Consider the following 25,856-nt stretch of genomic DNA (forward strand, 5'->3'; position numbering starts at 1 on the left):
GCGCCTCCAAGGGGAGACTGCAGCCTTGGCCGCAACCTCTCGCAGATGTGTGTGCGAAGGGGTCAGGCCCGGACAGGGAAGGGAATGATCTCCGCACTCTCTTCCTGATGGCCCAGCACTTCCTCCAGTATGGCCAGTACTGCAGCATCAGGGGCGGCCCCGGTGTCGGGATGGAACTGCGCGCGGGCCTGGCGGCGCAACATGTCCTTGGTGCGGCCGCTGCTCATTTGCTTCAGCGCGTCGCCCTGCCCGGCCATTGCCTCAACCATGAACTGGTTGGCGCGCACCAGATCATTCAGCGACTGGAGCTTGCCTTGCAGCGCTTCCAGCGCCCCGTTCAGATCAGAATGTGCAGACATCATCTTCCCCCCCGGAAATCAAATGCGGATGCTGCAAGTTTACGGCCTGCACCGCGCCCGGGCAACGGCAGGGTTAGCAAATGGTTAACGTCTGAGGTTCAATTCCGGCAGGGCTATGTGGCCGGTGTAGCGCACCAGAAGACCGATCCGCGGCAGGCTGGCGGAGATGTCGAAGCCAAGATGCCCCTGCGATGTTTCGAATTCCATTGCAGCGCTTTCCGGGCAAAGCGCACGCGGCAAAGGCAGCCCGAACAAGCGGGCTTGCTCAACTGAGACCATCATAGCGCCCTGCTGCACGCGGACTGAAAGTTCCAGCTCAACCACCCCGAACCGCTCAACCACCCTGCCCCGGCGCGGGTCGAACCGCAGATGGGACCGGGTCTGATGCCTGCCGAACACCCGCCGCCAGATATGGCCCTTGCCCTGCTGCGCAACATCCAGCCGGAACCGGGATTGCGGCATTGGCGGCGGGAAACCAGCCAGCCGGGCCAGCAGCCGCGCCCAGCGATTGCCGCCTTCAACTCTGACCACACCAAAACTGCGCGTCGGCGGTTCGGTGTGAAACCGCATCAAAACCGGCGGCACATGCAGCTTATGTGCAGCGATGATTTCCCCGAAGGCGTCCCTCACCCGGCGTAGCCCCCACTGGCAAAGCGGGCGCGGACTTCGGGACCGGGTATCATGCAAACGTCGTGCCGGCCAAACAGACGGTACCGGTTGCGGGCAACGCTGAAATACAGCGCGTCCTTCAGGCGCCATGGCAGAAACCGGCACACCGACAAGACCCGCCAAGGCCGCGGCAGCGCCCGCATCGCCGCGGCAAAGGCATCAAGGCGCTGATAGGGGCGGCCGTTAACGATCACCAGATTGGTCTCGAAGTCATCCGCAGGCAGACCCAGTTCGCGGTACAGCCGCTGCCCCAGCGGCGACTGCGCAGTGGCAAAGGAGAACCGCCCGGCCCGGTCATGGCGCAGCATGAAGCGGAAGAAGCCGGAACACAGCACGCATTGGCCGTCGAAGACGATGAGGTTGTCATTTGTTAACCGGGTGACTTCCACCGTTTACCGTCTCTCTCAGAAAGTTGCTTATTCCACTTCAACCGTGTTCCAATCAAACGCCAAAACACGCGCTTGCTCAGCTCTCAATCCGGGCCAGCTACCGTACTTTTCCAAAGCCTTCGGCGATGGTTTCACTTCCCCTGACTTCAAATTTTTTTGATCTACAACGACAGTTGCAATGTCAGGAAGGTTCTCCTTTTCACAGATCGTCCGCACCAGATCCAAGGGAGCGCCCAGCAACCTATGCTCCCCCTTGCGTCCAATCACTTCTGCCAAATCTCCGTATGTAACAAAAACTTTGTCACTTGATTGCCGCAGCTTGACGTATTCATCGAAAATTCGCTTTGCCCAATATTCGTTTGACGCCATTGGTTCCTCACAATTGCAAAGGCGCCCCGCAGGGCGCCTTCCAACTTACTGATCCAGGAAACTGCGCAGCTTGCGCGAGCGGCTGGGGTGCTTCAGTTTCCTGAGCGCCTTGGCCTCGATCTGGCGGATCCGTTCGCGGGTCACGCTGAACTGCTGGCCGACTTCCTCCAGCGTGTGGTCGGTGTTCATGCCGATGCCGAACCGCATCCGCAGAACCCGCTCCTCACGCGGGGTGAGCGAGGCCAGAACCCGGGTGGTGGTTTCCTTGAGGTTCTCCTGAATGGCGCTGTCCAAGGGCAGCACGGCATTCTTGTCCTCGATGAAATCGCCCAGCTGGCTGTCTTCCTCGTCTCCGATCGGGGTTTCGAGCGAGATCGGCTCCTTGGCGATCTTCATCACCTTGCGGACCTTCTCCAGCGGCATCTGCAGTTTGTCGGCCAGTTCTTCCGGAGTCGGCTCGCGGCCGATCTCGTGCAGCATCTGGCGGCCGGTGCGGACCAGCTTGTTGATGGTCTCGATCATGTGCACCGGGATCCGGATGGTGCGGGCCTGGTCGGCGATCGAACGGGTGATGGCCTGGCGGATCCACCATGTTGCATAAGTCGAGAACTTGTAGCCGCGGCGGTATTCGAACTTGTCCACCGCCTTCATCAGGCCGATGTTACCCTCCTGGATCAAATCCAGGAACTGCAGACCGCGGTTGGTGTATTTCTTGGCAATCGAAATCACCAGGCGCAGGTTGGCCTCGACCATTTCCTTCTTGGCCTGGCGGGCTTCTTTTTCGCCCTTCTGAACCTGCTGTACGATGCGGCGGAATTCGGAGATGTCCAGACCGACATACTGGCCCACCTGGGCCATATCAGCGCGCAGTTCCTCAACCTTTTCGGTAGAGCGTTCAATGAACATCTGCCAGCCGCGGCCCGGCTTTTCGCCCATGTCGGACAACCAGTTCGGGTCCAGTTCGCGGCCGCGGTAGGCGTCCACGAACTCGCGGCGGTTGATGCGGGCCTGGTCGGCCAGTTTCACCATCGAGCTGTCGATCTGCATGACGCGGCGGTTGATGCCATAAAGCTGGTCGATCAGCGCCTCGATACGGTTGTTGTGCAGGTGCAGGCCGTTCACTAACTCGACGATTTCCGAGCGCAGCGACTGATAGCGTGCCTCGTCTTCGCTGCTGAAGGAGCCGTCCTCGTTCAGGGTTGCCGAAATCCGGCTGTCCTGCATTTCGCTGAGCTCAGCGAAGTCGGTGGAGATCCGCTCCAGCGTGACCAAAACCCGGTCCTTGAGCGCAGCCTCCATAGCAGCCAGCGACATGTTGGCCTGATCATCGTCGTCGTCATCGTCGTCATCCTGGGAAATCGGATTACCGTCCGCATCCAGTTCCGGCCCTTCATCCTTGGCCGGTTTGGCGGATGCCACTGCGGACGTATCGACAACGGGCTCTTCTTCGCCGTCCTCATCCATCTGGTTGCCAAAAGTGGCCTCCAGGTCGATGACGTCGCGCAGAAGAATGTCCTCAGACAAGAGTTCGTCGTGCCAGATTGTGATTGCCTGGAAAGTCAGCGGGCTTTCGCACAGCCCCAGGATCATCGTGTTGCGGCCGGCCTCGATGCGTTTCGCAATTGCGATCTCGCCTTCACGGCTCAGCAGCTCAACCGAGCCCATCTCGCGCAGGTACATGCGCACCGGGTCGTCGGTGCGGTCCAGCTTCTCGGTCTGGGCGCCGGCCAGCGCAACCTCGCGCGGGCCTTCGGTGGTCACAAGGTCGGTGGTGCCCTTGTTCTCTTCTTCCTCGGCCTCTTCGTCCTCGATGATGTTGATGCCCATTTCGCTGAGCATCGACATCACGTCTTCGATCTGTTCCGAGCTGACCTGATCCGGCGGCAGAACCTGATTGAGCTGATCGTAGGTGATGTAGCCTTTCTCGCGGGCCTCCGCGATCATCTTCTTGACCTGAGCCTGGCTCATATCAAGGGAGATTTCGGCGTCCTGATCGTCAGGTTTGCGGTCGTCGGTGTCTTTGGCGGCCATTAAATGCTCCTACTCAGGGGCTGCGGGATGATTCGCTGAGCGAATCATTAGCGCGATCATCTGATTCGTCACCCCGTTTACCCAATTTTCCTGTGCTCTTCCTTAGCAAAACGCAGAATCACCCCCGCGTGTTACTTCTCGGAAAAGCCGATCCGGTCCAAAAGGGCCCCGAAGGCATCGCGCTCATCCCTGTTGAGCCGCGCGCCGTTCTTGCCCACGTCATACGTTGCCTTGTCCTCGTTTTCGCTGCGCACCGCCTTGTTCTTGGCTTCTGCCGCCTGCCGCAGCCGCCAGGTCAGCGCCTCATCCGCAAGGCCATGCAAATCCTCTTCGGCTTCCGCCAGTTCCGCATCCAGCCCGCGCAGCGTTTCGAGTTTTGCGAGTTCTTCGGCCAGGGTCATGCTGGCCAGTTCGGTATCGCCGGGTTTGCGCAGGCACGGGATGATTGCAACGTGGCGAAGGGCAAAGAGGTTTTCAAGGGCATGAGGCCCCAAAGACCAGTCAATTTCCTCGCGCAGCCGCTCCGGTGCGCTGATACCGTGGCGCAGCACCATGTCCCGCAGCGCCGCCAGATCCGGATCGGCGCATTGCAGGCGCTCGAGGCTGGTCTCAAACTCCGGGATCACTTCCGGTGTGGTGATGGCGGTTGCCAGGATCACCGCCTCGCGCATCGCGGCAAAGGATTCATCATCGGCGCCCGCCACCAGCGAGGCGCGGGTGGTGGCGCGCGGCTGCGGAATCGCGCCGAAGCCCTTGCCCGGCTTCCATGGCGCGCGGGCGCCATCACGGAAGCCGCCGCCCTTGCCAGTCCTCTGCTGATAGCTGCCGCTGTCCCGGTTGCCGCGGAACAGCTGCCAGCGCATCTCTTTGACGTCCTCGCCGTAATGCTTGCGGATCGAGGGATCGCGGATCAGCTTGATCTTTTCCCGCAAGCTCTTGTCGAGCGCCGCCTTGCGCTCCGGGCTGTCAAAGACCTTGCCCTCGGTCTCGCGTTGCCACAGCAGCTTGACCATCGGGATCGCCCGGTCCAGCACCGCCTGCACCGCTTCCGGGCCTTCACTGCGGATCATGTCGTCGGGGTCCTTGCCCTCCGGCATGATGGCAAAGCGCAGAGATTTGCCCGCCTCCAGCAGGGGCAGCGCCAGATCGATCAGCCGCATGGCCGCACGCAGACCCGCAGTATCGCCATCCAGCGCGATGATCGGCTCATCCGACATCCGCCACAGCATCTGCAGCTGATTTTCGGTGATCGCGGTGCCCAGTGGCGCCACGGAGGACTGAAAACCGCCCTCTGCCAGCGCAATAACATCCATGTAGCCCTCGGCCACAACCAGCGTGGAACCGCGCCCGGAGGCCGCCCGTGCGGGCCCGTGATTGTAAAGGCTGCGCCCCTTGTCGAACAGCTCAGTCTCGGGCGAGTTCAGGTATTTGGCGTTGTCATTCGGGTCCATCGCCCGGCCGCCAAAAGCAATCGCCCTGCCGCGCGCATCGCGGATCGGAAACATGATCCGGTTGCGGAAGGTGTCATAAGGCTTGCCGCCCTTGTTCGAGGGTTTGGCCAGCCCGGCGCCGATGATCAGATCATCGGGCACGTTCTTGCCGCGCAAGGCATCCCACAGGTTCTGCCAGCCGTCAGGGGCAAAGCCGATCTCCCAGCGGTCCAGCGCCTGCGCTGTCATGCCCCGCCGCTGCAGATAGGCGCGGGCGTCCTGGGCGGCGCTGGTCTTGAGTTGCAGGCGGAAAAACTGCACCGCCTGTTCCATCACATCGGCCAGCAGCGTGCGGCGGTCCTGCTTTTCCTGCGCGCGCGGGTCGCGCTTGGGCATCTCCATACCCGCTTCACCGGCCAGGATCTCCACCGCCTCCATGAAACCAACGTTCTCAGTCTCTTGGACAAACTTCAGTGCGTCGCCCTTGGCGTGGCAGCCGAAGCAGTAATAAAACCCCTTGCGGTCTTCCACGTGAAACGAGGCGGTCTTTTCATGGTGGAACGGGCACGGTCCCCAATAGTCGCCCTTGCCCGGCTGCGATTTGCGCTGGTCCCACATGACTTTGCGCCCGACAACATCAGATATGCTGATGCGGGTGCGCAGTTCATCCAGAAAGCCGGGCGGCAGGGACATATCAGTTCGACTTCAGCTGTTTCTGCATCGCCTGAATCTGATCCCAGTTCTGCAGGCACTGCTGTTCGAACAGCGCACCGAGATCGGTGCTCTTCAGGTCGCGCCGCTTCATTGCGTACACATGCTGCGACAGCTGCGGGATCGCATTGGAATAGGCATCGGGCCATTCCGGATTGCTGTCCAGAATCACCTGTTCCACCTCTTCCTGCTTCACCCGGTCCAACCGCGCCTGCTGCACCGCGGCCATGACTTGACCTTGGTATTTGCAGCTTTCTTCTTTGCTTTCAGAAGCATAAGCCGGCGCCGCCAGCAAGGCGGCTGCAAAGGCGATGCGGATCATGGATGCGCTCCGGGAATCAGTTGGTGATCCCCGCAGGTTACCCCCGTGCCGTGACGGCTTCCATGGCTGTTTTCAAATCATGCACAAGCGTTTTCGCCATCGAACGGAACACCATGACCTGAAACGCCTGCGGCCCAATGCGGGTGACCGAGGCCATCATGTGCTTCAACTCCGTCCGCGCGGTATGGCCGCGTTTGAAAACCTGGGGGCGCAAATCCACCGACACCAGCCGCGCCAGGACGTCCTCGGCCCCAGCCCCGTCAAGCCGGACAACAGCCCAGGCGTCGCTCTGATCCGTCAGGGCGGCATGTTTGGCCAGCTTGGCGTCGGGTTCCCCCCCCATCAGCAGCGCCATATCCCGGCCGAACCAGACAGCCCGGCTGCCTGCCTTGCCGGTTGCGCGGTTCGCTGCCGGGAAGGCCATTCCGTGGGCCGCTTCCAAGGCTTTGCTCAACGCCTTCTCCTGCCCTTTGAACGGTGCCAGGACCCACATGCTGCCGGGCTGCTCTTCAGTCAGACTCATGCCGCCGAGGGTTATCGGCAGCAGCCTGTCACAGGGGCTTTTTGCTATCAGTTCAGCCACGGGCACGCCCTCCCTCTGGGTCAAAGAACACAGGCGAAACAACCTCGCACAACGTATCCACACCGCGCATGTGATCGACCAGCCGCACGGTTTCGCCGATGCGGTCCGGGCCTTCCTTGAGGAAAGCCAGCCCGATCGGGTGCCCCAGTGTCGGCGAATAGCCGGCCGAGGTCACATAGCCCTGGTCATAGATCCGCTCCACCGGATCGCCCGGCGTGAACAGATGCGCACCGGCGGTGATTTCCTTGACCGCACCAACAGGTTTCAAGCCCACAAGGCGCATCCGGTCTTCTGCCATCAGGCCTTCGCGGGTGGACATGGCCTTGCCCAGAAAATCCTTCTTCTTGGACATCATCCCCTGCAGGCCCAGGTCAAAGGCGGTCACGGTGCCATTGATCTCAGCATGGGTGATCAGGCCCTTCTCGATCCGCAGAACGTTCAGCGCCTCCATGCCATAGGCACCGCCACCCATGGCTTCGGCCCGCTTCAGCAGTTCGCGGAACAGGGCCTCACCATAGCGCGCAGGCACCGCCACCTCATAGGCATGCTCGCCCGAGAAAGAGATCCGGAACAGCCGCCCCTTGACGCCCAGAACGGTCGCCTCGCCGCAGCCCATGAAGGGCCAGGTCTCGCCGTTCACATCCTCGTCCAGCAGACCGTTCAACAGCTCCTGCGACTTCGGTCCGGCCACGGCAAACTGCGCCCATTGCTCCGTCACTGAGGTAAAGCGCACGTCCCATTCCGGGTAAAGCGCCTGGGACACGAACTCCATATGCGCCATCACCTGACCTGCAGCAGCGGTGGTGGTGGTCATCACGAAATGGTTCTCGCCCAGCCGCGCGGTGGTGCCGTCATCCATGACGAAGCCATCCTCGCGCAGCATCAGCCCATAGCGGACCTTGCCAACCTTCAGCGTGCTGAAGGTGTTGGTGTAGAGGAAATCGAGGAACTTGCCAGCATCCGGCCCCTGAATGTCAATCTTGCCCAGGGTGGAGACATCGCAGATGCCCACAGCCTTGCGAACCAGGGTCACCTCACGGTCGCAGGACTGGCGCCAATTGGTCTCGCCCTGTTTCGGGAAATAGGCAGCCCGGTACCACAGGCCGACCTCCAGCTGATGCGCCCCGCGGGTTTCGCTCTCGCCATGCGAGGTCAGGAAGCGCTGCGGCTTGAATCCCTCATCCGTGGCCCCTGCCCCCATCGCGCCCAGCGACACCGGCACAAACGGCGGGCGGAAGGTGGTGGTGCCGGTCTCCGGGATCGTCCGCCCGGTGGCATCCGCCAGCACCGCCAGCGCCGCGACGTTGGAGTTCTTGCCCTGATCGGTCGCCATGCCTTGGGTGGTGTAGCGTTTCATGTGCTCGACGGAGCGGAAGTTTTCGGTGGCCGCCTGCTTCACATCCTTGACGGTCACATCGTTCTGAAAGTCGAGCCAGGCGCGCCCCTTGCCCGGCACCGCCCATAGGGCGGCGATGCGGTAAGGATCGTCCTCTGCTTGCGGAAGATCGGCGGCAGCGGGTTTCAGGCCCAGCGCCTCCAGCACCTTGGCGGCAGCCTCCGCGCCGTCGCGCAATGCGCCTGCGGTGGAGAAGGTGCCGTTGCAGGCACCCGCTGTGACCATGCCCGGCACCGCGCCTTCGGTTGGCACAAATGCCAGCGCCTCGCGCTTCCACACCGGACGGCTGTTCAAATGGCAGGTCAGATGCACCGAGGGGTTCCAGCCGCCGGACATCGCCAGACAATCGGTCTGGATTTTCTCCTCACCCTTGACCGAACGCACGGTGATGCTCTCCAGCCGCTGGCGGCCGGCACTGTCACAGACCTGTGCGCCCTTGATCACCTGATAGGGGCCGCCATCCGGTGCTTCGTGGCGGCTGTCGATCACCGCCGCGATATGCACACCCGCGTCATGCAGGTCGCGCGCGGTCCGGTGCGCCTGATCGTTGTTGGCAAAGACGGTGACCCTCTCGCCCGGCGCCACACCCCAGCGGTTCAGATAGGCCCGCACGGCGCCGGCCATCATGATGCCCGGCCGGTCGTTGTTGCGGAAGGCCACCGGGCGCTCGATGGCGCCTGCCGCCAGCACCGCATGTTTGGCCGCAATCCGCCAGAAGCATTCACGCGGCAGGTGGCTGCCCTTCAGCGAATGCCGCCGTGCCAGGTGGTGCGAGACCCGTTCCAGCGCACCGTAGGTGCCCTGGTCATAGGCACCGGTGACGGCAGTGCGGCTCATCAGCCGCACATTGTCCATCGCCTCCAGTTCGGCCAGCACCTCTGCTGCCCACGCATGGCCCGGTTTGCCGCCGATCTCTTCGCGCTCTGCCAGCAGGCGGCCGCCCATACGGCTGTCTTCCTCCGCCAGGATCACATCCGCCCCGGCCCGGCCAGCCGTCAGCGCCGCCACCAGGCCCGCAGGACCGGAGCCGATCACCAGCACGTCGCAAAAGGCAAAGGCTTTCTCATAGCGGTCCTGATCCGCCTCGCCCGACAGCGCACCAAGGCCTGCCGCATTGCGGATCATCGGCTCATAGATCTTTTCCCAGAACGCCGCAGGCCACATGAAGGTCTTGTAATAGAAACCCGCGCCAAAGAACGGCGCGGCCAGGTCATTCACCGCCATCACGTCGCGCTCGACCGAGGGCCAGCAGTTCTGGCTGCGCGCCTCCAGCCCCTCGAACAGCTCCTGCTGGGTGGCGCGCACGTTCGGGTCCTGCTGACCGCCTGTGCCGATGGTCACCAGCGCGTTCGGCTCCTCGCTGCCCGCGGTCAGCACTCCGCGCGGGCGGTGGTACTTGAAGGACCGCCCCACCAGATGCGTGCTGTTTGCCAGCAGCGCCGAAGCCAGCGTGTCACCCTCCAACCCCATCATGTGGCGGCCATTGAAGGCGAATGTGATCGGCTTCGCACCCTGGTTCAGGCCTTTTCCGGGAAGTCTCATTTTTCCCCTCCCAGCCCGGCCTCGGAGGCCAATTGCACGTCCAGAATCTCATGGGTCGCGGTATTGCGGGTGACTTTCAGCCAGGCATTACAGCCCATCTCGTGATACCACAGCTCATCCAGCGGCCCCGCCGGGTTTTCCCGCAGGTTCACATACTCATGCCAGGCGTCCAGATCCGCGCCCTCAGCCGGGCGCACAAGTGCAGCGCCTTTGTAATAGAATTCGCGGCGGTCCCTCTCACCGCAGAGCGGACAGGTAATTCTCATGACCGGCGCTCCTTCATCTTTGCAAAAATACTCCCGCCGGAGGCATGCCCGGCGTGCTCCAAACGCTTAGTGCAGGTTATGCTGCGCACCGGTCCCCTCCTCGTCCATCAGGCCAACGCCGCTGCGGAAACGGTCGAGCTTCAGTTTCGTGGCGGCCCCATGCGGGCGGTCCGTGGCGATCAAGTGCGCATAGACGCTGCCCGATCCCGGCGTTGCCTTGAAGCCGCCATAGCACCAGCCGCAGTTCAGGTAGAGGCCATCAATCGGTGAATGGTCGATGATGGGCGAGCCATCTGGCGTCATGTCCATGATGCCGCCCCAGCTGCGCAACAGCCGTGCCTTGCTGAGAGCCGGCACCATCGCCACGAAACTCTCCATCGTGTGCTCCACCATCGGCAGGTTCCCCCGTGCAGCGTAGGAGCTGTAGAAATCCAGGTAGCTGCCGAACACCATGCCGCCCTTGTCGGACTGGCTGATATAGAGATGCCCTTCGGCAAAGGTGATCACATGGTCAACAATCGGCTTCAGCCCTTCGGAGACAAAGGCCTGCAGCACATGGCTTTCGATCGGCAGCGTCAGCCCCGCCATGGCCGCAACCTGGCCTGAGCGGCCAGCCGCGGCCAGCGCGACCTTCTTGGCGCGGATCGGGCCGCGAGCAGTCTGCACCCCCACCACTTTGCCGTTCTCGACGTCGATACCTGTGACTTCGCAATTCTGGATCAGATCCACCCCGCGCATGTCAGCACCGCGGGCATAACCCCAGGCGACAGCGTCGTGGCGTGCAGTCCCAGCCCGGCGCTGCATCAGCCCGCCCATGATCGGGAAGCGATTGCTCTCGAAATTCAGGAACGGCGCCAGCTCGCGCACCCGCTCCCGGCTCAGGATCTCGGCATCATCGCCCTGATTGACGATCGAGTTGCCCCGGCGCACCGCCGCGTCGCGCTGGCCGTCGTTGTGGAACAGGTTGATGATGCCGCGCTGGGACATCATCGCGTTGTAATTCAGGTCCTGCTCCATGGTTTCCCAAAGTTTCAGCGAGTGGGAATAGAACTCGGAATTGCCCGGCAAATAGTAATTCGCCCGCACGATTGTGGTATTGCGACCAACGTTGCCGCCGCCCAGATAGCCCTTCTCCAGCACCGCAACGTTAGTGATGCCGTGTTCCTTGGCGAGGTAATAGGCCGTTGCCAGCCCGTGGCCGCCGCCGCCGATGATTACCACGTCATATTCGGATTTGGGTTCAGGATCCCGCCAATGGGGCTTCCACCCCTTGTTTCCGGTGAGCCCCTCGCGAAGCACACGCCAGCCCGAAAACCGCATGTCGTCCCTCCCCGTCAAATCACTTCCGCCGCCCGGCAAAATCTGGCCCGGGCCTTGGCCGCATTGCTACCCGCTTTCACGTGCTGCTCCTAGCCCCAAGGCTCAAGTTGCTGCACATCAGCATGGCTTTGCCGCAAAACACACGAACTATTCACTTGTGTCTAGTTCTATTTGCGACGGCAGGTGACGCAATGCGGGTTAGACGCAAAAAAGGGGCCGAGAGTTTCCTCCCCGCCCCGTTGTTCCTTGCCAGGCCTTGCGCGCGATCAGAGACCCTTGGCGTGATAGCTCTTGGCAACCTTGTCGATCGACACCAGATAGGCGGCGGTACGCAGATCGGTCACGTCGTCGCGGCTGTGCCAGACTTCGCGCATCGACTGGTAGGCCGCCCGCATGGTGTCATCCAGGCCGGAGCGCACCAGCTCCAGCTCGCCCGCCCCCTTCAGGTACTTGTCCTTGAAGTCCGGCGACATCGACCAGGTATTCCCCATCACGTCATCCAGACGCTGCAGCTCGTCGATCACCAGCTGGTGGCGCGCTTCTTCCTGACGGCGCTGCATCCGGCCAAAGCGGATATGGCTGAGGTTCTTGACCCATTCGAAGTAGGACACCGTCACACCACCTGCGTTGGCATACATGTCCGGAATGATCACGCAGCCCTTCTTGCGCAGAATCTCATCCGCACCGGCGGTCACTGGACCGTTTGCAGCCTCAATGATCAGCGGTGCCTTGACGCGCTCGGCGTTGGAGAGGTTGATCACCCCTTCCAGTGCCGCCGGGATCAGGATATCGCACTCTTCCTCCAGCAGCACGGCGCCGTCTTCGACATACTGCGCGTCCGGGTAACCCGACACACCGCCGTGTTTGACAATCCAGTTGCGCACCGCCTCCACGTCCAGGCCATCAGCGCTGTGCAAGCCACCGTCCCGTTCGATAATGCCGGTAATCAGCGAGCCATCCTCTTCCGACAGGAACTTGGCCGCGTGATAGCCCACGTTGCCGAGGCCCTGAACAATGACCCGCTTGCCATCCAGCTTGCCGGACAATCCTGCTGCGGCCTTGTCTTCCTCATACCGGAAGAACTCGCGCAGGGCGTATTGCACGCCGCGGCCTGTTGCCTCAACCCGGCCGGAAATGCCGCCGGCATTCAGCGGCTTGCCGGTGACGCAAGCCTTGGCGTTGATGTCGGTGGTGTTCATCCGCGCGTACTGGTCTGCGATCCAGGCCATCTCACGCTCGCCTGTGCCCATGTCAGGCGCGGGCACGTTTTGCGACGGGTTGATCAGGTCGCGCTTGGCCAGCTCATAGGCAAAGCGGCGGGTGATCAGCTCCAGCTCATGTTCTTCATACTCGCGCGGATCAATGCACAAACCGCCCTTCGAGCCCCCGAACGGGGCCTCCACCAGAGCGCATTTATAGGTCATCAGCGCCGCCAGCGCCTCCACCTCGTCCTGGTTCACGCCAGTAGCATAGCGGATACCGCCCTTCACTGGCTCCATATGCTCCGAATGCACCGACCGGTAGCCAGTGAACGTATGCATGGCGCCGCGCAGGCGCACGCCGAAGCGCACCGTGTAGGTCGCGTTGCAAACCCTGATTTTCTCCTCCAGCCCCGGCGGCAGGTCCATCAGTTTCACTGCCCGGTTAAACATCAGGTCCACGCTCTCGCGGAAGCTCGGCTCTGTGCGGCTGCTCATGAAAAATTTCTCCGTGATCAAACATCGACTCGCTGCCGATGATGGATTCACTCTATGCAGAGTTACTTAAGGAGTGCGACCTTTTTGACCATTTGCGGCCAAAAAGAATCGCTTACCGGCATATGACGGTCGATTCGCTATTTCTGGGGAGGCGATTGTCTCTCCCTGCGCCACAACCCCGCGGAATCACGCGGGATTGGAATTCCGCACCATTACAATCGAAGGCAATTCGGCAAATTCCCGCCCCAATTCCGCCCACTTTACCAAGCATTAATTAATGGAATTCCGCTGCAGAAGCCGGGCTGGCACGTTCCCCAGCCGGAAGGGGGTATTTAGATGAGTATGCACCATAAGAATTCCACTGCGCTGAGCAATCCGCTCATTTTGCGCTGTCGAGACAAGCTTAAAGGCTTCCTGCGGGAAGAGGATGGCGTTCTGGCAAAGCCGATGATCGGCACCTTGTTTCTTATGCTCGCCATCGGCGGCATCGGCGTCGACCTGATGCGGATGGAGCGCGACCGCACCAATCTGCAATACACCCTCGACCGGGCGGTGCTTGCTGCTGCCGACCTTGACCAGCAGCAGGAGCCCGCGGCTGTGGTTCAGGACTACCTCACCAAAGCCGGTCTGGCCGACTACTATCAGACGCCGGACGTGCAGCAGTCCTTGGGCTACAAGAGTGTGGAAAGCACGGTCAACGCAACATTTCCAGTGCACCTGCTGAAGTTTGCCGGTGTTGGCGACCTCCCGGTTTATGCCAACTCGCGGGCCGAAGAGACCATCGGCTCCGTTGAAATCTCCATGGTGCTCGACATTTCCGGTTCAATGTCCCGCAACAACCGCCTGACCAACCTCAAGTCGGCGGCACATACATTTGTGGACCAGATCACCCAGAACACGGACACCAGCAACCTGTCGATTTCGATCATTCCCTACGCAACGCAGGTGAATGCGGGGCAGGCCCTGCTCAGCAAATACACCAACGTCACGCAGGAGCACGACTATTCCTACTGTGTGAACTTCATCAAGGACCAGTTCAGCAAACACACGCTGGACCGGGATGAAAACCTGGAGCGCACCGCGCATTTCGATACGTTCACCTACTCGGAGAACATGATCTCCTCGCCGGTCTGCCCCACCCGGGAAGGCTCTGAGATCCTGCCTCTGACCAACGATGCCGATCTGCTGCACGCGCATATCGACAAGCTGACAGCGGGAGGCAACACCTCCATCGATATCGGCATGAAATGGGGCGGCGCCCTGTTGGATCCGACAGCACGCGACGTTGTGAACGACCTGATCGCCGACGGTGTGATCGACGCATCCTTTGTCGACCGGCCGACCGACTACGGCAGCGGCGACACGCTGAAGATCATCGTCCTGATGTCCGACGGCCAGAACACCAACCAGTATATGGTGAACCCGTCGCGCCGGGAAGGCGACTCCGACGTGTGGTACAACGCGACGGCGGATGCCTATTCCGTCTACCACTCCAACGGCGAGAAGAACTATTACTGGGAGCATATGAACCGCTGGGAAGACCACCCCTACGGCGAAGGCACCTATGAGACCTGCGACTACTACAGCTGCACAACTAATAGCGAAGAAGGGTCCTCCGTCCGCCTGACCTATCCGGAGCTGCACGCCCGTGCCTCCCTGGCCTGGATTGCGCGCTACATCTACGAGTTCAGCAGCAGCGCCTGGGCCGACTGGTTTAACGCAGGCCGTTATTTCCACAACCGCGTCGCCAAGGACCAGCACACCAAGACCATGTGCGACATTACCAAGGACCAGGGCGTGATCGTGTATTCGGTCGGCTTTGAGGCTCCGTCCGGCGGCATCAAGGTGCTCGAGGACTGCGCCAGCTCGCCCGCTCACTTCTTTGATGTGGAAGGCCTGGAGATCACCGACGCCTTCTCGTCAATCGCGACTTCTATCCGTCAGCTGAGGCTCACCCAATGAAAAACCGTATCCAAACCGCCCTGCGCCGGTTCCGGCTTCGTGAGGATGGCAATGCTTCGCTGGAGTTTGCCCTCGTCATCCCCGGCTTCCTTCTGATCCTGATGTCCACCATCGAACTGGGCATGATCAATCTGCGCCACTCACAGCTGGAACGCGCGCTGGACCAGACCGTCCGCGACATCCGTCTCAGCACCGGCGCTGACATGCAGCACGACGCGCTGCGCAATGCGATCTGCGACCGCTCCGGCTTTATTCAGGAATGTTCGACGTCCCTGCGCCTGGAAATGATCCGCCTCGACCCGTTCAATATGGCTTCGATCGACCAGACGCCGGATTGCACGAACCTTGTCGAAGAGGTCCAGCCGGTCCGCACCTTCGAAAACGGCCAGTCCAATGAGCTGATGTTCGTCCGGGCTTGCATGAAGTTTGATCCGCTGTTCCCGACCTGGGGACTTGGGAAAAACCTTCACAAAGATGCAGACGGCCGCGTCCAGCTGATCGCATCTTCCGCATTTGTCCAGGAACCGAGGTAACGCCATGCTGACCTTTCTGTCCCGCCGCCTGCCCGGCCGCACACCCCGGCCGCTGCGCAAATTCGCCGAAGACACCCAAGGCAACGTCGCTCTTGAATTCGCCGTCTACGCACCATTGCTGCTGGGTCTGTTTGCCGCCGTTTATACTTTCTTTGACGCTTTCCGGCAGGAGAGCATCAACCTGAAGGCGGCCTACACGATCTCGGACCTCATCTCGCGTGAGACCAACTATGTGAACGAGACCTACATCGACAGCATGCACATGCTTGCCGGCGAACTGGTCCGTGCCGACTCGCAGTTCTCGACACGGATTTCGGTGGTCCGTTGGGATGAAGATGACCAGCGCTACTACGTCGACTGGTCCAAGGTCCGCGGGTCCGCCTTTTCGGAATGGGACGACGGGTCGATCAGCAATGTCGAGGCACACCTGCCGACCATGCCAGATCAGGAACGCGTGATCCTGGTGGAGACCTGGAACGAGGTCGACCCGGTCTTCAACGTCGGCCTGCCCAAACTGGACGTGCAGAACTTCGTCTTCACCCGTCCGCGCTTTGCACCGCAAGTGGTCTTTGTCGAGGACAAGGGCAATGGCAACAACCACAACGACGACGCCGAAAAGGTTTCGCCGCCCGCCTGATCAGCCATCTGAGCGAACAATCACCCCTGGCCGCGCTGCACCAGCATCGCGGCCAGAATTTCCGACATCGCCTTGCCCTGCGAGCCGGGCGTTACCCCGCCGATGCCAATCCGGCGGCCGGACCGCCACCACAACCCGGGCATCCAGGCCCTGCTTCCTTGGGTGCCGGTGCGGATCAGGAACCCGTTGGACGGTTTGAAGGCAAAAAAGCCGCGGTCGATGGTTTCGATATCCGCCACCCGCGCAATCACCTGGCCGTCAGAACAGCGCAGTTCCTCTGCCGTCAGCTCGATCCGGTGCACCGTGGCCTGCCACATCCGCACAGCCAGCCACAGCGCAGCGGCGCCGACCACCACCAGGAACACCAGCCAGGCCGGCGACGGCGGGGCCGCAAAGGCGACATAGACCAGCAGGCAGCCGGTCAAACCCAGCATCACCGTTCCCATCACACGTCGGCTGGCCGAGGCCTCGATTGTGGCCAGAACTTCCTTGCTCATCCGCTGCTCCCCTATGCTGCTCAGCCGGGCATAGACCGGATCGGCAAAAGAAAACAGCCCCCGGCGCACCGGGGGCTGACTGCAGCCGTGCCGTTTGGGGAAACTTATTCCGCAGCAGCGCGGCGCACGACCACCTCGTAGCCCGGTTCTTCCGGCTCATCGTCGATCAGCTCCTGCGGGAAGCCCGGCGCAGTAATGGACAGGCCGGTGGCTTCCTCCAGCCGCTCAATCATCCGGTCGGACTGCGCCCGCTCGCCATAGCGGCGCTGGCCGTCCTTCATCATCTCGATCATCAGGGGCGACAGCTCCAGTGGCACGTTGTGGCGGTCGGCCAGGGTCTGGAACAACCCGATATCCTTCATCACCAGATCCATGGTAAAATTCACATCGCGCGAGCCGGACAGGATCAGCTGGCTTTCGGTCTCATGCGCAAAGGAGGTTCCGGAAGACATCGAGATCGCCTCGAACGTCATGCCCAGATCCATGCCGCAGGCCTTCATCACCGTCAGCGCTTCCATAACCGCCAGCAAGTTCAGATTGGCCAGGTAGTTGGTCATCACTTTCAGGGTCGAGGAATTGCCGATCTCCCCCACATGCAGAATCCGGCGGCCCATGGTGGTCAGGATCGGCAGGATGCGGTCGAAGGTGGCACGCTCGCAGCCCGCATAGATCGAGATATTGCCGGTATCGGCCCGGTGGCAGCCGCCGGAGACCGGGCAGTCAACAGCCTCGCCGCCGCGCTCGACGATCAGGGCTCCGAGGCGCTTCACCTCTGCCACATCGGTGGTCGACATTTCCATCCAGATCTTACCGGGGGTCACATGCGGCAGCATTTCGGAGACCACCGCATCCGAGGCCGCCGGGCTGGGCAGACAGGTGATCACCGCATCACAGTCCTGCATCATCTGCGCCGGGCTGCCGCCTGCCTTGGCGCCGCGCGCCACGAATGTTTCAACCAGCGCCGCATCCAGGTCATGCACTGCCACATCCAGCCCGTTGCGCACCAGGCTGCCTGCCAGTTTGCCGCCAACATTGCCGAGGCCGATGAAGCCGATCTTCATATCCGTTTTCATGTCCCGTATCTCCTCCCGGGGTAATCGCTTGCAAAAGGGCTAGCTTGACCTGAGCCAAAACAAAAACGAATAATAACGCGACCTGACCCCAAGAATTTTTGCAACGCTAATGTCTGATCTGCCCAATCTGGTCTGGTTGCGCGCCTTTGAGGCCGCCGCCCGCCTGCAAAGCTTCACTGCCGCGGCGGAAGAACTGGGTCTCACCCAGGCCGCTGTCAGCCACCAGGTGCGCAGCCTGGAGAAAAGCTTTGGCATCACCCTGTTCCTCCGCCGCGCCCGGCATCTGGAGCTGACGCAGCTGGGCCATGCCTATTATCCTTCGGTGGCGCAGGCGCTGACCGATATCGCCTATTCCACCCGCGGGCTGCTGGGGCATGCGCAGACACGGACAGTGACCCTTCGGGCACCGGTTTCCACCGCGGTCCTGTGGGTGGCCCCGCGGCTGGGAGCCTTCCATGCCGCCCACCCGCATATCCGCATCCGGCTGATCTCTGCAGTCTGGGCAGACAGCACCCAGGATGAGGATGTGGATATCGACCTGCGGCTGGGGCCGTCGGGCTGGTTCGACCGCCGCGCGCATTTGCTCTCCGCCGAAAGCGTCATTCCGGTCGCCCTGCCTCAGCTGGCGGCTGAACTGCACTCGGTTGACCAGCTGTTCGGCCAGACACTGATTCACATCCACGGCTACCAGGATCACTGGCTGCGCCTGTCCGAACAGACGGGTGTTCCGCTCAAGAACCGCTCCGCACCTCTCTATGTCGATACTTCATTGGCGGCGATTGAGATGGCCGCCTCTGGCGCCGGTGTAGCCATGCTGATGCGCCGCTACGCCGAACTGCCGCTTTCGCTGGGCCGGCTGGCGCCAGTTGCCGGCGCGGAGATCCCGATGGGCCAGGGCCACTACCTGATGCCCGCCGCAGGCGAAGCCCCCAACAGCGCTGAGGCCGCCATGGTGCGCGATTGGGTTGTCTCCTTGTTCAGTTGATCGCCTGCGCCGCGGCCCTTGCCGGAAAGCGGACAGCCCGTTAGCGTCCGCCCATGCCTTGGCCCCAGAACACCCCACCCCAGCGCGATGGCGACGCAGCCGCAGGAATCGACGTCACCGATGATTTCGAACGGTTCACGCAGCGCAACGACATCTTCACCCGTGCGTTCTGGGATGACCGCGTGAAATCCAAGCACACGGCGAAATTCTTCTCCTCCTACCGGATGGAAGCGGCGCCCCGGCGCGGCGACGGGTTCACACAGCGCGACTTCGCCCTGCGCAACGCGGCGTGGCTGATTTCCGACGTGGTCTCCTCCCGCCGGGCGCATGAGGGCATCCGCGAAGGGTTCCAGGCCGCCATCCGCCCGGACACTCCGGTGGCCAAGGACGCCCTGGAGATCGACGACCCGGCAAAGATGTCCGCCGAGGTGAAGCGCATCGCCAAATTCTTCGGTGCCAACCTCTGCGGTATCACCGATCTGGATGAACGCTGGCTTTACACCACCCGCGTCGATGCCCGCGACATGTCCGAAGCGCCGCATGATCTGCCAGACGGGCTGACCAGCGTGATCGTGCTGGGCCATGAGATGGACAAGGAGCTGGTTGCCACCTACCCCTCGGCGCTGGCAGGCGCTGCGACGGGGCGGGAATACAGCCACGAGGCGTCCATCGTGATGCAGCTTGCCGCCTATATCCGCAACCTGGGCTATGAGGCGGTGCCGTCGATGAACGATACCGGCCTGGTGATCCCCTACGCCGTGAAGGCGGGGCTGGGCGAATACGCCCGCAACCAGATGGTGATCACCCCGGAGTTCGGGCCGCGCCTCAGGTTTTCAAAAATCTTTACCAGCCTGCCGCTGGCGCACGACGCTCCGCAGCCGCTAGGGGTGAGGGCGTTCTGCGATATCTGCACCAAATGCGCCGACGCCTGCCCGGTGAAGGCGCTACCCTACGGTCCGCCCTCAACGGAAACTGTCAATGTCTCGGCGATTAAGGGGGTCCGGAAATGGACCTCGGATGCCGAGAAATGCTTTTCCTTCTGGGCCAAGATGGCTTCTGACTGCGCCATCTGCATGCGGGTCTGCCCGTTCAACCGCGACTATTCCAAACGGCGCAACCGGCTGTGGCTGAAACTGGCGCTTGGCCCGCTGCGCAAGCTCGCACTGCGGCTGGCAGGGAAACACGGGCAGCGGCGCAAACCGGCGGAGTGGTGGAACGAAGCCTGAAATCATTGCACGGGCCGCGCTGGCCTGCCCGCCCGACAGGCAACGCCCTTTGACGAACTCCCAGACCGCGCTCACTCCAGCGCAACCGCAAACACCTCCTCCGGTGCCTGCAGCCCCTTCAGCCGCTGTTCTCCCAGCGACCGCCCCTCAAGTCCCGCCCGCTCCCGGAACTCGGACGACACCAGCAAACGCTCATCCTTTGCTCCGCACAGCTCAGCCACCCGCGCAGCCAGGTTCACGTCGCGGCCGATCACTGTGTAATCCAGCCGCATCCCCGATCCCACGTTGCCAAATGCCACCTCGCCGAAGTGCAGTGCGGCGCCAACCTCGAACTGCGGCGGGTCAGAACGGGCGGCGACCCGCGCAAGGCCTTCCCGGGCGGCGGCAAGCGCCTGAATACAGGTCTGCGCCCCGTCCTCCCCGGCGCGAAACACCGCCAGGATGCCATCGCCGATCAATTTCAGCACCTCTCCGCCCGCCGCCTCCACCGGCGGCACGATGCAGTCGTAATAGGCATTGAGCAGCCCGGTGGCTTCCTCGGCGCTCATGCTTGCAGTCAGTTCCGTGAACCGGCGCATGTCGGCAAACAGGATGGCAGAGCGAATCCGCATCACCTCGCCCCGGTGCACATCGCCGGACAAGATCCGCCGCTGCGGCTCCTCGCCGACGTAAATCCGCAGCACCTCCTGCATGGCGCGGGCAGTGGCCAGGACTTCCTGGCAAGCTGCCAGCGCCGGAAACACAGCGCGCAGGAACAGCAGGTCATCCTCCGAAAACCCCTGAAGGGATTGGGTCGCAAAGCTGAAAATGCCGGCAGTGCCAATCGCCATGAACACCGGCGCCATGATGTAATGGGTATACCCCTCCGCCTTCAGATCCGGAACGATCCCGTACCTTTCGTCCGGTGTGTCCGGCAGCCAGAGCACAACCCACTCCCCGGTTCTATGCACGTCTGCGGCAGGGGAGCGCGCATAGCCATCGCCGCTGTCCTCATTAAAGGGAAACAGCTCGCTGCGGGTGCCTTTGCCATGCTCCCAGAACCGCGCGCTTGCCACCGCCTCGGCATGCAGCAGCTGGACGATGGAGGCCGCCCGCTGCAGCGGAAGGCCTGCGGCACGGATCAGGCTGCACATCTGTGCCAGCACCTGATCGGGGTCCGCAGCAGACCGTCCCTCGCCCAGCATGTAATTGATCAGGCGCAGCGCAGCGTCGCGCCGTTCCGGCCGCAGGCCCAGAATGAGATCCGTGGCATCTGTCATGCCGCAAGGCTATCTTGCCGGCCCGGCACCCGGCAACAGGGAAGCTCCCGCCCGTCCTTGGCGCCTGCGGCACCTGCGTCCCGTTGGGCCGGGCAGCCCTGCGGGCTGCTGACCGCTCTGTTCACCTGCGCACAAAGCGCGTGAGTTGCGGCCCGTTTCCGCAGGGCTGCACACACCCTATCTTAGCGGCACACACCGTTCACAGGAGGCATTGAAATGTCCCTCAGACCCATTCTCGAAACCCGCGCCGCCCAGCCCCATACCGAGGGCGCGGGCGTCAAACTGCACCGCGCCTTCGGCTTTCAGGACCCGTCGGAACTGGACCCGTTTCTGCTGTTTGACGATTTCCGCAATGAAAACCCGGAGGACTATCTGCGCGGCTTCCCCTGGCATCCGCACCGCGGCATCGAGACCATCACCTATGTGCTGGCAGGCACGGTGGATCACGGCGACTCTCTGGGCAACGAGGGCACCCTGGGCGCCGGCGACGTGCAATGGATGACCGCAGGCTCGGGCATCCTGCATCAGGAGATGCCCGCGGGCAATGCCAAGGGCCAGATGCACGGCTTCCAGCTGTGGGGCAACCTGCCCGCCAGCCAGAAGATGACCGCGCCGCGCTACCAGGACATCAAGGGCACTGAAATCCCCGAGATCACCGACGATGACGGCACCCGGGTGAAAGTGATTGCCGGCGACTTCTGGGGCAAGCGCGGGCTGGTCGATGGAATCGCCGCCGACCCGCAGTATCTGGACGTCTTCATCCCGGCAGGCGTGAAAAAGACCCTCCCGATCGACACCTACCGCCGGGCCTTTGCCTATGTCTTCGAAGGTGAAGCTGCCTTTGCAGATGCCTCCGCACCCCAGGGCGTGCTGCTGGAGAAGGAAGTCGCAGGCCAGGAGGTCAACATTCGCGACCTGTCCGGCGACCGCACCCTGATCCGTTTCGGCACCGGCGATGAAATCACCGTGCAGGCAGGCCCCGAAGGCGTGCGCTTCCTGCTGATCTCCGGCGCGCCGATCAATGAGCCGGTGGCCTGGCACGGACCGATCGTGATGAACACCCAGGCCGAACTGCACCAGGCCTTCCGTGACCTGCGCAACGGCACATTCATCAAGCCCGCGCACTGAACGGGAAAACCGGTGCCCACTTTTCCCTGTGCACGGCGCAACATGCCCGCGCACTGAGCGCATCGGCACGCCAAACGATCTCCTGATGTGCTATACTCCCCCCGTCCAAAGACCGATGGGGGGAGTGATGATTATCCGGGTGTTCCGTGCCACCGTCCGCGACGACAAGATCCAGGACTTCAAGGCCTTTCTGACCGATACGGCTGTGCCGCATGTGCGGCGCCAGCCTGGTCTTGTGTCGGTCACCGCAGGGCTGCCGCGGCCCGAATCCCCCGCTACATTCTGCGTGGTGATGGTTTGGGAAAGCGTCGAGGCGCTGCAGGCCTTTGCGGGTGAGGACTGGGAACAGCCGCATGTGCTGCCCGAAGAGGACCCGATGGTGCTCAGCCGCCAGATTGACCACTACGACATGATCGGGCTGCTGAGCTGACCGGCCGTCAGGCCCCGGAATACCAGCTGTAGACGGTTTCTTCACCCGCAGGTGCCGGCGTGAAACCGGCTTTCTGCAGCACCCGGGCCGAGGCCGCGTTTTCCTGCATGACCCCACCCGACAAGGTGACGCCGCTGCCGCGAAAATGCGCTTGCAGGCCTGCAATCAGCTCGCTCGCCAGCCCTTGCCCCCAAACGGCTTCGGCAAAGAGGTAGCCTAGGTTCCTTGTACTGCTGCTGTCTTCGGTCAAGGATAAGATGATCAGCCCGACTCCCTCACCTGACACAGTGCGAATGGCAACCACCTCTGCCTGCTGCGACACCGCGGCCAGGAAATCGCGGCGGCTCTGATCGCCGCCTTGTGCCTGGAAACCGGCCGGCAGCCATTGCACCACCTTGGGGGCAAACAGACCTTCCAGCTCTGCTGCGGTCAGGTCTTGCCACGCCCCTGCCCGCAGGCGGCGTGTCTTCAAATCCAGCAGGCTCATGTGCTGACCGCCTTCTGCACCATGCCCCAATAGACCCGCTCCACCTCATCCAGCGACAACCGACCCTCGGAGCGGTACCAGGTGTTGACCCCGTTCAGCATCGCAATCACCGCCAGCGTCGCGATCTTGGTGTCGGGAATGGTGAACACCCCCTGCTCCACCCCTTGCTTCAGGATCCCCTCCACACCGTTTTCATAGTCACGGCGCAGCGATTCGATGACGGTGAAGTTCTCCTCCGTCAGGTTGCGCAGCTCCATATAGGCGATGAACACCGCATCCGGGCGCTCCAAGTGAAAGCGGATGTGAAAGCCGGTGAAGGCGCGCAGCCGCTCCAGCGCGCTGCCCGCCTGCGGCACCGCGTCCCATGCCGCCTGCAAATCTGCCATATGGCCCGCCATAAGGTTGAACAGCAGGCTCTGCTTGTCCGGCGTGTAGTTATATAAGGCCCCCGCCTGCACGCCGACCTCCTTGGCGATCTGGCGCATCGAAACCGCGGCATAGCCATGCTGCGCAAACAGCCGCAAAGCCGCCTCGCGGATGCGGGGGCCGGTGATGTCGGAATGGGAACCTTGGGTGCGTGCCATGGCACGACAATAACTGAACAGTTGTTCAGAAAAAAGGGCGAATGCCGCCCTTTCGCTTCCCCGCCAAGACCCTGCAGCAGGATCATCACGTAACAGCTGCGGGAAATCAATTGTGCCACCCCGCCGCAGCCCTTAGAACCGGTCTGGCAAAGCATGAGGTTTGGGCAATGCAGCTGTGGACACGGATCGCACTTTTTCTGGCGTTGACGGCAGCCGCCGCCTGCACCCGCGTGCCTGAGCTGGAGGACCGGCTGACACCGGACCTGCGCGGCGCGGATTATCCCCGCCTGCTGCCGCTCGATGACGCGCTGGAACCGCTGGACCCGCCGCAGCAGGCCAGCGAGGAGCTCCAGGACGAACTGGATGCTCGCAGCGACCGCCTGAAACGCCGCGCCGAAGCCGTCAAAAACGCCGAACTCTGACCGCTCCGCGGCATTCCTGCCCGCATCCTTCAGCCTTGTTCCGCAGCGGCGTTGCACGCTTGCGCCGAACCCGCTAAGGCGGGGCGGACAAGTTTCGGACAAAGGACCCGCAGCCATGACAGAACCGCTTCGCCTTGGGATTGCAGGCTTGGGCACCGTCGGCATCGGCGTGGTGAAAATCATCCGCCGCCACGCGGCGATGCTGGAGGCGCGGACCGGACGCCAGGTTGTGATCTCCGCAGTCTCAGCGCGCAATCCGAACAAGAACCGCGGTGTTTCGCTCAAGGACTATGCTTGGGAAAACGATCCGGTGGCGCTGGCCGTGCGCGATGATGTCGATGTGTTCGTCGAGCTGATGGGCGGCCATAACGGTGCCGCCAAGGCCGCAACTGAGGCCGCGCTGGCCGCAGGCAAGGACGTGGTCACCGCCAACAAGGCGCTGCTGGCCATCCACGGCCAGGAACTGGCGGAACAGGCGGAGGCCGCAGGCAGGGTGATCCGCTTTGAGGCTGCCGTGGCCGGCGGCATCCCGGTGATCAAGTCCCTGACCGAAGGCCTGGCCGGCAATGAAATCACCCGCGTCATGGGGGTGATGAACGGCACCTGTAACTACATCCTGACCCAGATGGAGGCCACTGGCCAGGGCTACAACGCCCTGTTCGAGGAATGCGGCCGCCTGGGCTATCTGGAAGCCGACCCGAACCTGGACGTTGGCGGCATCGACGCGGGCCACAAGCTGGCGCTGCTGGCGTCCATCGCCTTCGGCACCAAACCGGCCTTTGAAAAAGTGGAACTGGAAGGCATCCAGCGCATCCAGCTGGAAGATATCCGCGACGCCGCCGACATGGGCTACCGCATCAAGCTCCTGGGCGTGGCACAGCGCTCGCCCCGCGGGCTGGAACAGCGCATGTCGCCCTGCCTGGTGCCGGCCGACTCGCCGCTGGGCCAGCTGGAAGGCGGCACCAACATGGTGGTGATCGAAGGCGACTCGATTGAGCAGGTCGTGCTGCGCGGCCCCGGCGCCGGCGAAGGCCCCACTGCAAGTGCCGTGATGGGCGACATCCTCGACCTCGCCCGCGGGTTGCGCATTGCCACCTTCGGCCAGCCTGCCAGCACCCTGCAGGACGTGCCTGCCGCCCAAACCGGCCTGCCTGCGCCGTTCTACCTGCGCATGGGGCTGCTGGACAAACCCGGCGCGCTCGCCAAGGTCGCGGCCATTCTGGGCGAGGCCGGCGTGTCAATCGACCGGATGCGCCAGTACAGCCATAAGGCGCCGGTGGCGCCCGTGCTGTTCGTGACGCACAAATGCACCCGCGCCACCCTGGACACCGCGCTTGAGGGCCTCTCTGCCACCGACGTGGTCGACGGCACCCCCGTCGCCCTGCGCATCGAAGAGGTCTGATCCGCGCCAAAGGGGCAAAATTGAGCTGATTTAGGCGCCGCGGCAGGGATTTCCTGCCGCCGCAGCCCCTATCGCCCCTTGCGAGCCTGCCCCGCCCCGCGCTATTCGGCTTGGAACGCCCATTCACATCTTTTCCGTTGAGACAGG

General features: G+C 62.6%; 26 protein-coding genes. 9 read left to right on the plus strand and 17 right to left on the minus strand.

Annotated features, from left to right (window positions below; all coding sequences use genetic code 11):
• Nucleotides 1-62: 62 nt before the first annotated feature.
• The 12 genes from GC1_RS14145 to GC1_RS14200 form a co-directional block, all read right to left on the minus strand.
• Nucleotides 63-359, minus strand: coding sequence for a hypothetical protein (locus GC1_RS14145; RefSeq protein ID WP_019294732.1), 297 nt, complete (start codon nt 357-359; stop codon nt 63-65).
• An 84-nt stretch (nt 360-443) separates the two neighbouring features.
• Nucleotides 444-989, minus strand: coding sequence for a DUF4166 domain-containing protein (locus tag GC1_RS14150; RefSeq protein WP_019294733.1), 546 nt, complete (start codon nt 987-989; stop codon nt 444-446).
• The gene (locus GC1_RS14155; RefSeq protein WP_019294734.1) at nt 986-1,417 is read right to left on the minus strand and encodes a thiol-disulfide oxidoreductase DCC family protein; all 432 of its coding nucleotides are present in this window, start codon (nt 1,415-1,417) and stop codon (nt 986-988) included. Before GC1_RS14155 ends, GC1_RS14150 begins: the two co-directional genes overlap by 4 nt.
• 27 nt (nt 1,418-1,444) lie before the next feature.
• Nucleotides 1,445-1,786, minus strand: coding sequence for a hypothetical protein (locus GC1_RS14160; RefSeq protein WP_019294735.1), 342 nt, complete (start codon nt 1,784-1,786; stop codon nt 1,445-1,447).
• Nucleotides 1,787-1,831: 45 nt separating this feature from the next.
• Nucleotides 1,832-3,817 (minus strand): RNA polymerase sigma factor RpoD, encoded by a 1,986-nt coding sequence (rpoD, locus tag GC1_RS14165; protein ID WP_019294736.1) that lies wholly within the window; start codon nt 3,815-3,817, stop codon nt 1,832-1,834.
• 131 nt (nt 3,818-3,948) lie between these two features.
• A complete protein-coding gene (dnaG, locus tag GC1_RS14170; RefSeq protein ID WP_019294737.1) occupies nt 3,949-5,940 on the minus strand; it encodes a DNA primase in 1,992 nt (663 codons plus the stop codon).
• Nucleotide 5,941: 1 nt separating this feature from the next.
• Nucleotides 5,942-6,280 carry a hypothetical protein gene (locus GC1_RS14175; protein ID WP_019294738.1) on the minus strand — a complete coding sequence of 113 codons (339 nt, stop codon included), beginning with the start codon at nt 6,278-6,280 and terminating at the stop codon, nt 5,942-5,944.
• A gap of 37 nt (nt 6,281-6,317) precedes the next feature.
• Nucleotides 6,318-6,863, minus strand: a complete 546-nt coding sequence (locus GC1_RS14180; protein WP_019294739.1) for a sarcosine oxidase subunit gamma — start codon at nt 6,861-6,863, stop codon at nt 6,318-6,320.
• Nucleotides 6,856-9,801, minus strand: coding sequence for a sarcosine oxidase subunit alpha family protein (locus GC1_RS14185; RefSeq protein ID WP_019294740.1), 2,946 nt, complete (start codon nt 9,799-9,801; stop codon nt 6,856-6,858). The genes GC1_RS14180 and GC1_RS14185 overlap by 8 nt, the downstream gene beginning before the upstream one ends.
• Nucleotides 9,798-10,067 carry a sarcosine oxidase subunit delta gene (locus GC1_RS14190; protein ID WP_019294741.1) on the minus strand — a complete coding sequence of 90 codons (270 nt, stop codon included), beginning with the start codon at nt 10,065-10,067 and terminating at the stop codon, nt 9,798-9,800. The genes GC1_RS14185 and GC1_RS14190 overlap by 4 nt, the downstream gene beginning before the upstream one ends.
• Before the next feature lie 66 nt (nt 10,068-10,133).
• Nucleotides 10,134-11,387 carry a sarcosine oxidase subunit beta family protein gene (locus GC1_RS14195; RefSeq protein WP_019294742.1) on the minus strand — a complete coding sequence of 418 codons (1,254 nt, stop codon included), beginning with the start codon at nt 11,385-11,387 and terminating at the stop codon, nt 10,134-10,136.
• A gap of 266 nt (nt 11,388-11,653) precedes the next feature.
• A complete protein-coding gene (locus GC1_RS14200; protein WP_019294743.1) occupies nt 11,654-13,084 on the minus strand; it encodes a Glu/Leu/Phe/Val family dehydrogenase in 1,431 nt (476 codons plus the stop codon).
• Nucleotides 13,085-13,426: 342 nt separating this feature from the next.
• Here GC1_RS14200 and GC1_RS14205 point away from each other — a divergent pair, with 342 nt between their 5' ends.
• From GC1_RS14205 to GC1_RS14215, 3 genes are read left to right on the plus strand one after another with little or no spacing between them, the layout of a single operon-like run.
• Entirely contained in the window at nt 13,427-15,046 is a 1,620-nt protein-coding gene (locus GC1_RS14205; protein ID WP_019294744.1) for a TadE/TadG family type IV pilus assembly protein, read from the plus strand.
• Nucleotides 15,043-15,579 carry a TadE/TadG family type IV pilus assembly protein gene (locus GC1_RS14210; RefSeq protein WP_019294745.1) on the plus strand — a complete coding sequence of 179 codons (537 nt, stop codon included), beginning with the start codon at nt 15,043-15,045 and terminating at the stop codon, nt 15,577-15,579. Before GC1_RS14205 ends, GC1_RS14210 begins: the two co-directional genes overlap by 4 nt.
• A gap of 4 nt (nt 15,580-15,583) precedes the next feature.
• Nucleotides 15,584-16,216, plus strand: coding sequence for a TadE/TadG family type IV pilus assembly protein (locus GC1_RS14215; protein ID WP_019294746.1), 633 nt, complete (start codon nt 15,584-15,586; stop codon nt 16,214-16,216).
• A gap of 20 nt (nt 16,217-16,236) precedes the next feature.
• Here GC1_RS14215 and GC1_RS14220 read toward each other — a convergent pair whose 3' ends face one another.
• Both GC1_RS14220 and GC1_RS14225 read right to left on the minus strand, forming a co-directional pair.
• Nucleotides 16,237-16,713, minus strand: a complete 477-nt coding sequence (locus tag GC1_RS14220; protein ID WP_029204656.1) for a hypothetical protein — start codon at nt 16,711-16,713, stop codon at nt 16,237-16,239.
• A 104-nt stretch (nt 16,714-16,817) separates the two neighbouring features.
• On the minus strand, nt 16,818-17,774 hold the full coding sequence (locus GC1_RS14225; protein ID WP_029204657.1) for an NAD(P)-dependent oxidoreductase: 957 nt from the start codon (nt 17,772-17,774) through the stop codon (nt 16,818-16,820).
• Between the two features lie 121 nt (nt 17,775-17,895).
• On the opposite strand from GC1_RS14225, the gene GC1_RS14230 reads away from it, so the two are divergent.
• The gene (locus GC1_RS14230; protein WP_019294749.1) at nt 17,896-18,771 is read left to right on the plus strand and encodes a LysR family transcriptional regulator; all 876 of its coding nucleotides are present in this window, start codon (nt 17,896-17,898) and stop codon (nt 18,769-18,771) included.
• A gap of 53 nt (nt 18,772-18,824) precedes the next feature.
• Nucleotides 18,825-19,997 carry a 4Fe-4S double cluster binding domain-containing protein gene (locus tag GC1_RS14235; RefSeq protein ID WP_019294750.1) on the plus strand — a complete coding sequence of 391 codons (1,173 nt, stop codon included), beginning with the start codon at nt 18,825-18,827 and terminating at the stop codon, nt 19,995-19,997.
• 71 nt (nt 19,998-20,068) lie between these two features.
• On the opposite strand, the gene GC1_RS14240 is transcribed toward GC1_RS14235, so the two are convergent.
• A complete protein-coding gene (locus GC1_RS14240) occupies nt 20,069-21,256 on the minus strand; it encodes an adenylate/guanylate cyclase domain-containing protein (protein WP_019294751.1) in 1,188 nt (395 codons plus the stop codon).
• Nucleotides 21,257-21,472: 216 nt separating this feature from the next.
• On the opposite strand from GC1_RS14240, the gene GC1_RS14245 reads away from it, so the two are divergent.
• Nucleotides 21,473-22,384: a pirin family protein gene (locus GC1_RS14245; RefSeq protein ID WP_019294752.1), complete on the plus strand. Its 912-nt coding sequence runs from the start codon at nt 21,473-21,475 to the stop codon at nt 22,382-22,384.
• 127 nt (nt 22,385-22,511) lie between these two features.
• Nucleotides 22,512-22,814, plus strand: coding sequence for an antibiotic biosynthesis monooxygenase family protein (locus tag GC1_RS14250; RefSeq protein WP_029204658.1), 303 nt, complete (start codon nt 22,512-22,514; stop codon nt 22,812-22,814).
• A gap of 7 nt (nt 22,815-22,821) precedes the next feature.
• Here the strand turns inward: GC1_RS14250 and GC1_RS14255 are convergent, their stop codons facing one another.
• Entirely contained in the window at nt 22,822-23,301 is a 480-nt protein-coding gene (locus GC1_RS14255) for a GNAT family N-acetyltransferase (RefSeq protein ID WP_019294754.1), read from the minus strand.
• Nucleotides 23,298-23,885 carry a TetR/AcrR family transcriptional regulator gene (locus GC1_RS14260; RefSeq protein ID WP_019294755.1) on the minus strand — a complete coding sequence of 196 codons (588 nt, stop codon included), beginning with the start codon at nt 23,883-23,885 and terminating at the stop codon, nt 23,298-23,300. The genes GC1_RS14255 and GC1_RS14260 overlap by 4 nt, the downstream gene beginning before the upstream one ends.
• Nucleotides 23,886-24,052: 167 nt before the next feature.
• On the opposite strand from GC1_RS14260, the gene GC1_RS14265 reads away from it, so the two are divergent.
• Nucleotides 24,053-24,307, plus strand: coding sequence for a hypothetical protein (locus GC1_RS14265; protein ID WP_019294756.1), 255 nt, complete (start codon nt 24,053-24,055; stop codon nt 24,305-24,307).
• Between the two features lie 115 nt (nt 24,308-24,422).
• Nucleotides 24,423-25,709: a homoserine dehydrogenase gene (locus tag GC1_RS14270; protein ID WP_019294757.1), complete on the plus strand. Its 1,287-nt coding sequence runs from the start codon at nt 24,423-24,425 to the stop codon at nt 25,707-25,709.
• The last annotated feature ends 147 nt before the right edge of the window (nt 25,710-25,856 follow it).

The sequence above is a fragment of the Leisingera sp. ANG1 genome, assembly GCF_000203975.2.
In the GTDB taxonomy this organism is placed as follows: Bacteria; Pseudomonadota; Alphaproteobacteria; order Rhodobacterales; family Rhodobacteraceae; genus Leisingera.

What these genes read in the sequence shown, in the direction of transcription:
- GC1_RS14145 (WP_019294732.1), bottom strand. Translation starts at nt 359, where the DNA reads ATGTCTGCACATTCTGATCTGAACGGGGCGCTGGAAGCGCTGCAAGGC.
- GC1_RS14160 (WP_019294735.1), bottom strand. Translation starts at nt 1,786, where the DNA reads ATGGCGTCAAACGAATATTGGGCAAAGCGAATTTTCGATGAATACGTC.
- rpoD (WP_019294736.1), bottom strand. Translation starts at nt 3,817, where the DNA reads ATGGCCGCCAAAGACACCGACGACCGCAAACCTGACGATCAGGACGCC.
- dnaG (WP_019294737.1), bottom strand. Translation starts at nt 5,940, where the DNA reads ATGTCCCTGCCGCCCGGCTTTCTGGATGAACTGCGCACCCGCATCAGC.
- GC1_RS14175 (WP_019294738.1), bottom strand. Translation starts at nt 6,280, where the DNA reads ATGATCCGCATCGCCTTTGCAGCCGCCTTGCTGGCGGCGCCGGCTTAT.
- GC1_RS14185 (WP_019294740.1), bottom strand. Translation starts at nt 9,801, where the DNA reads ATGAGACTTCCCGGAAAAGGCCTGAACCAGGGTGCGAAGCCGATCACA.
- GC1_RS14190 (WP_019294741.1), bottom strand. Translation starts at nt 10,067, where the DNA reads ATGAGAATTACCTGTCCGCTCTGCGGTGAGAGGGACCGCCGCGAATTC.
- GC1_RS14195 (WP_019294742.1), bottom strand. Translation starts at nt 11,387, where the DNA reads ATGCGGTTTTCGGGCTGGCGTGTGCTTCGCGAGGGGCTCACCGGAAAC.
- GC1_RS14200 (WP_019294743.1), bottom strand. Translation starts at nt 13,084, where the DNA reads ATGAGCAGCCGCACAGAGCCGAGCTTCCGCGAGAGCGTGGACCTGATG.
- GC1_RS14205 (WP_019294744.1), top strand. Translation starts at nt 13,427, where the DNA reads ATGCACCATAAGAATTCCACTGCGCTGAGCAATCCGCTCATTTTGCGC.
- GC1_RS14210 (WP_019294745.1), top strand. Translation starts at nt 15,043, where the DNA reads ATGAAAAACCGTATCCAAACCGCCCTGCGCCGGTTCCGGCTTCGTGAG.
- GC1_RS14215 (WP_019294746.1), top strand. Translation starts at nt 15,584, where the DNA reads ATGCTGACCTTTCTGTCCCGCCGCCTGCCCGGCCGCACACCCCGGCCG.
- GC1_RS14220 (WP_029204656.1), bottom strand. Translation starts at nt 16,713, where the DNA reads ATGAGCAAGGAAGTTCTGGCCACAATCGAGGCCTCGGCCAGCCGACGT.
- GC1_RS14225 (WP_029204657.1), bottom strand. Translation starts at nt 17,774, where the DNA reads ATGAAGATCGGCTTCATCGGCCTCGGCAATGTTGGCGGCAAACTGGCA.
- GC1_RS14230 (WP_019294749.1), top strand. Translation starts at nt 17,896, where the DNA reads ATGTCTGATCTGCCCAATCTGGTCTGGTTGCGCGCCTTTGAGGCCGCC.
- GC1_RS14235 (WP_019294750.1), top strand. Translation starts at nt 18,825, where the DNA reads ATGCCTTGGCCCCAGAACACCCCACCCCAGCGCGATGGCGACGCAGCC.
- GC1_RS14240 (WP_019294751.1), bottom strand. Translation starts at nt 21,256, where the DNA reads ATGACAGATGCCACGGATCTCATTCTGGGCCTGCGGCCGGAACGGCGC.
- GC1_RS14245 (WP_019294752.1), top strand. Translation starts at nt 21,473, where the DNA reads ATGTCCCTCAGACCCATTCTCGAAACCCGCGCCGCCCAGCCCCATACC.
- GC1_RS14250 (WP_029204658.1), top strand. Translation starts at nt 22,512, where the DNA reads ATGATTATCCGGGTGTTCCGTGCCACCGTCCGCGACGACAAGATCCAG.
- GC1_RS14255 (WP_019294754.1), bottom strand. Translation starts at nt 23,301, where the DNA reads ATGAGCCTGCTGGATTTGAAGACACGCCGCCTGCGGGCAGGGGCGTGG.
- GC1_RS14260 (WP_019294755.1), bottom strand. Translation starts at nt 23,885, where the DNA reads ATGGCACGCACCCAAGGTTCCCATTCCGACATCACCGGCCCCCGCATC.
- GC1_RS14265 (WP_019294756.1), top strand. Translation starts at nt 24,053, where the DNA reads ATGCAGCTGTGGACACGGATCGCACTTTTTCTGGCGTTGACGGCAGCC.
- GC1_RS14270 (WP_019294757.1), top strand. Translation starts at nt 24,423, where the DNA reads ATGACAGAACCGCTTCGCCTTGGGATTGCAGGCTTGGGCACCGTCGGC.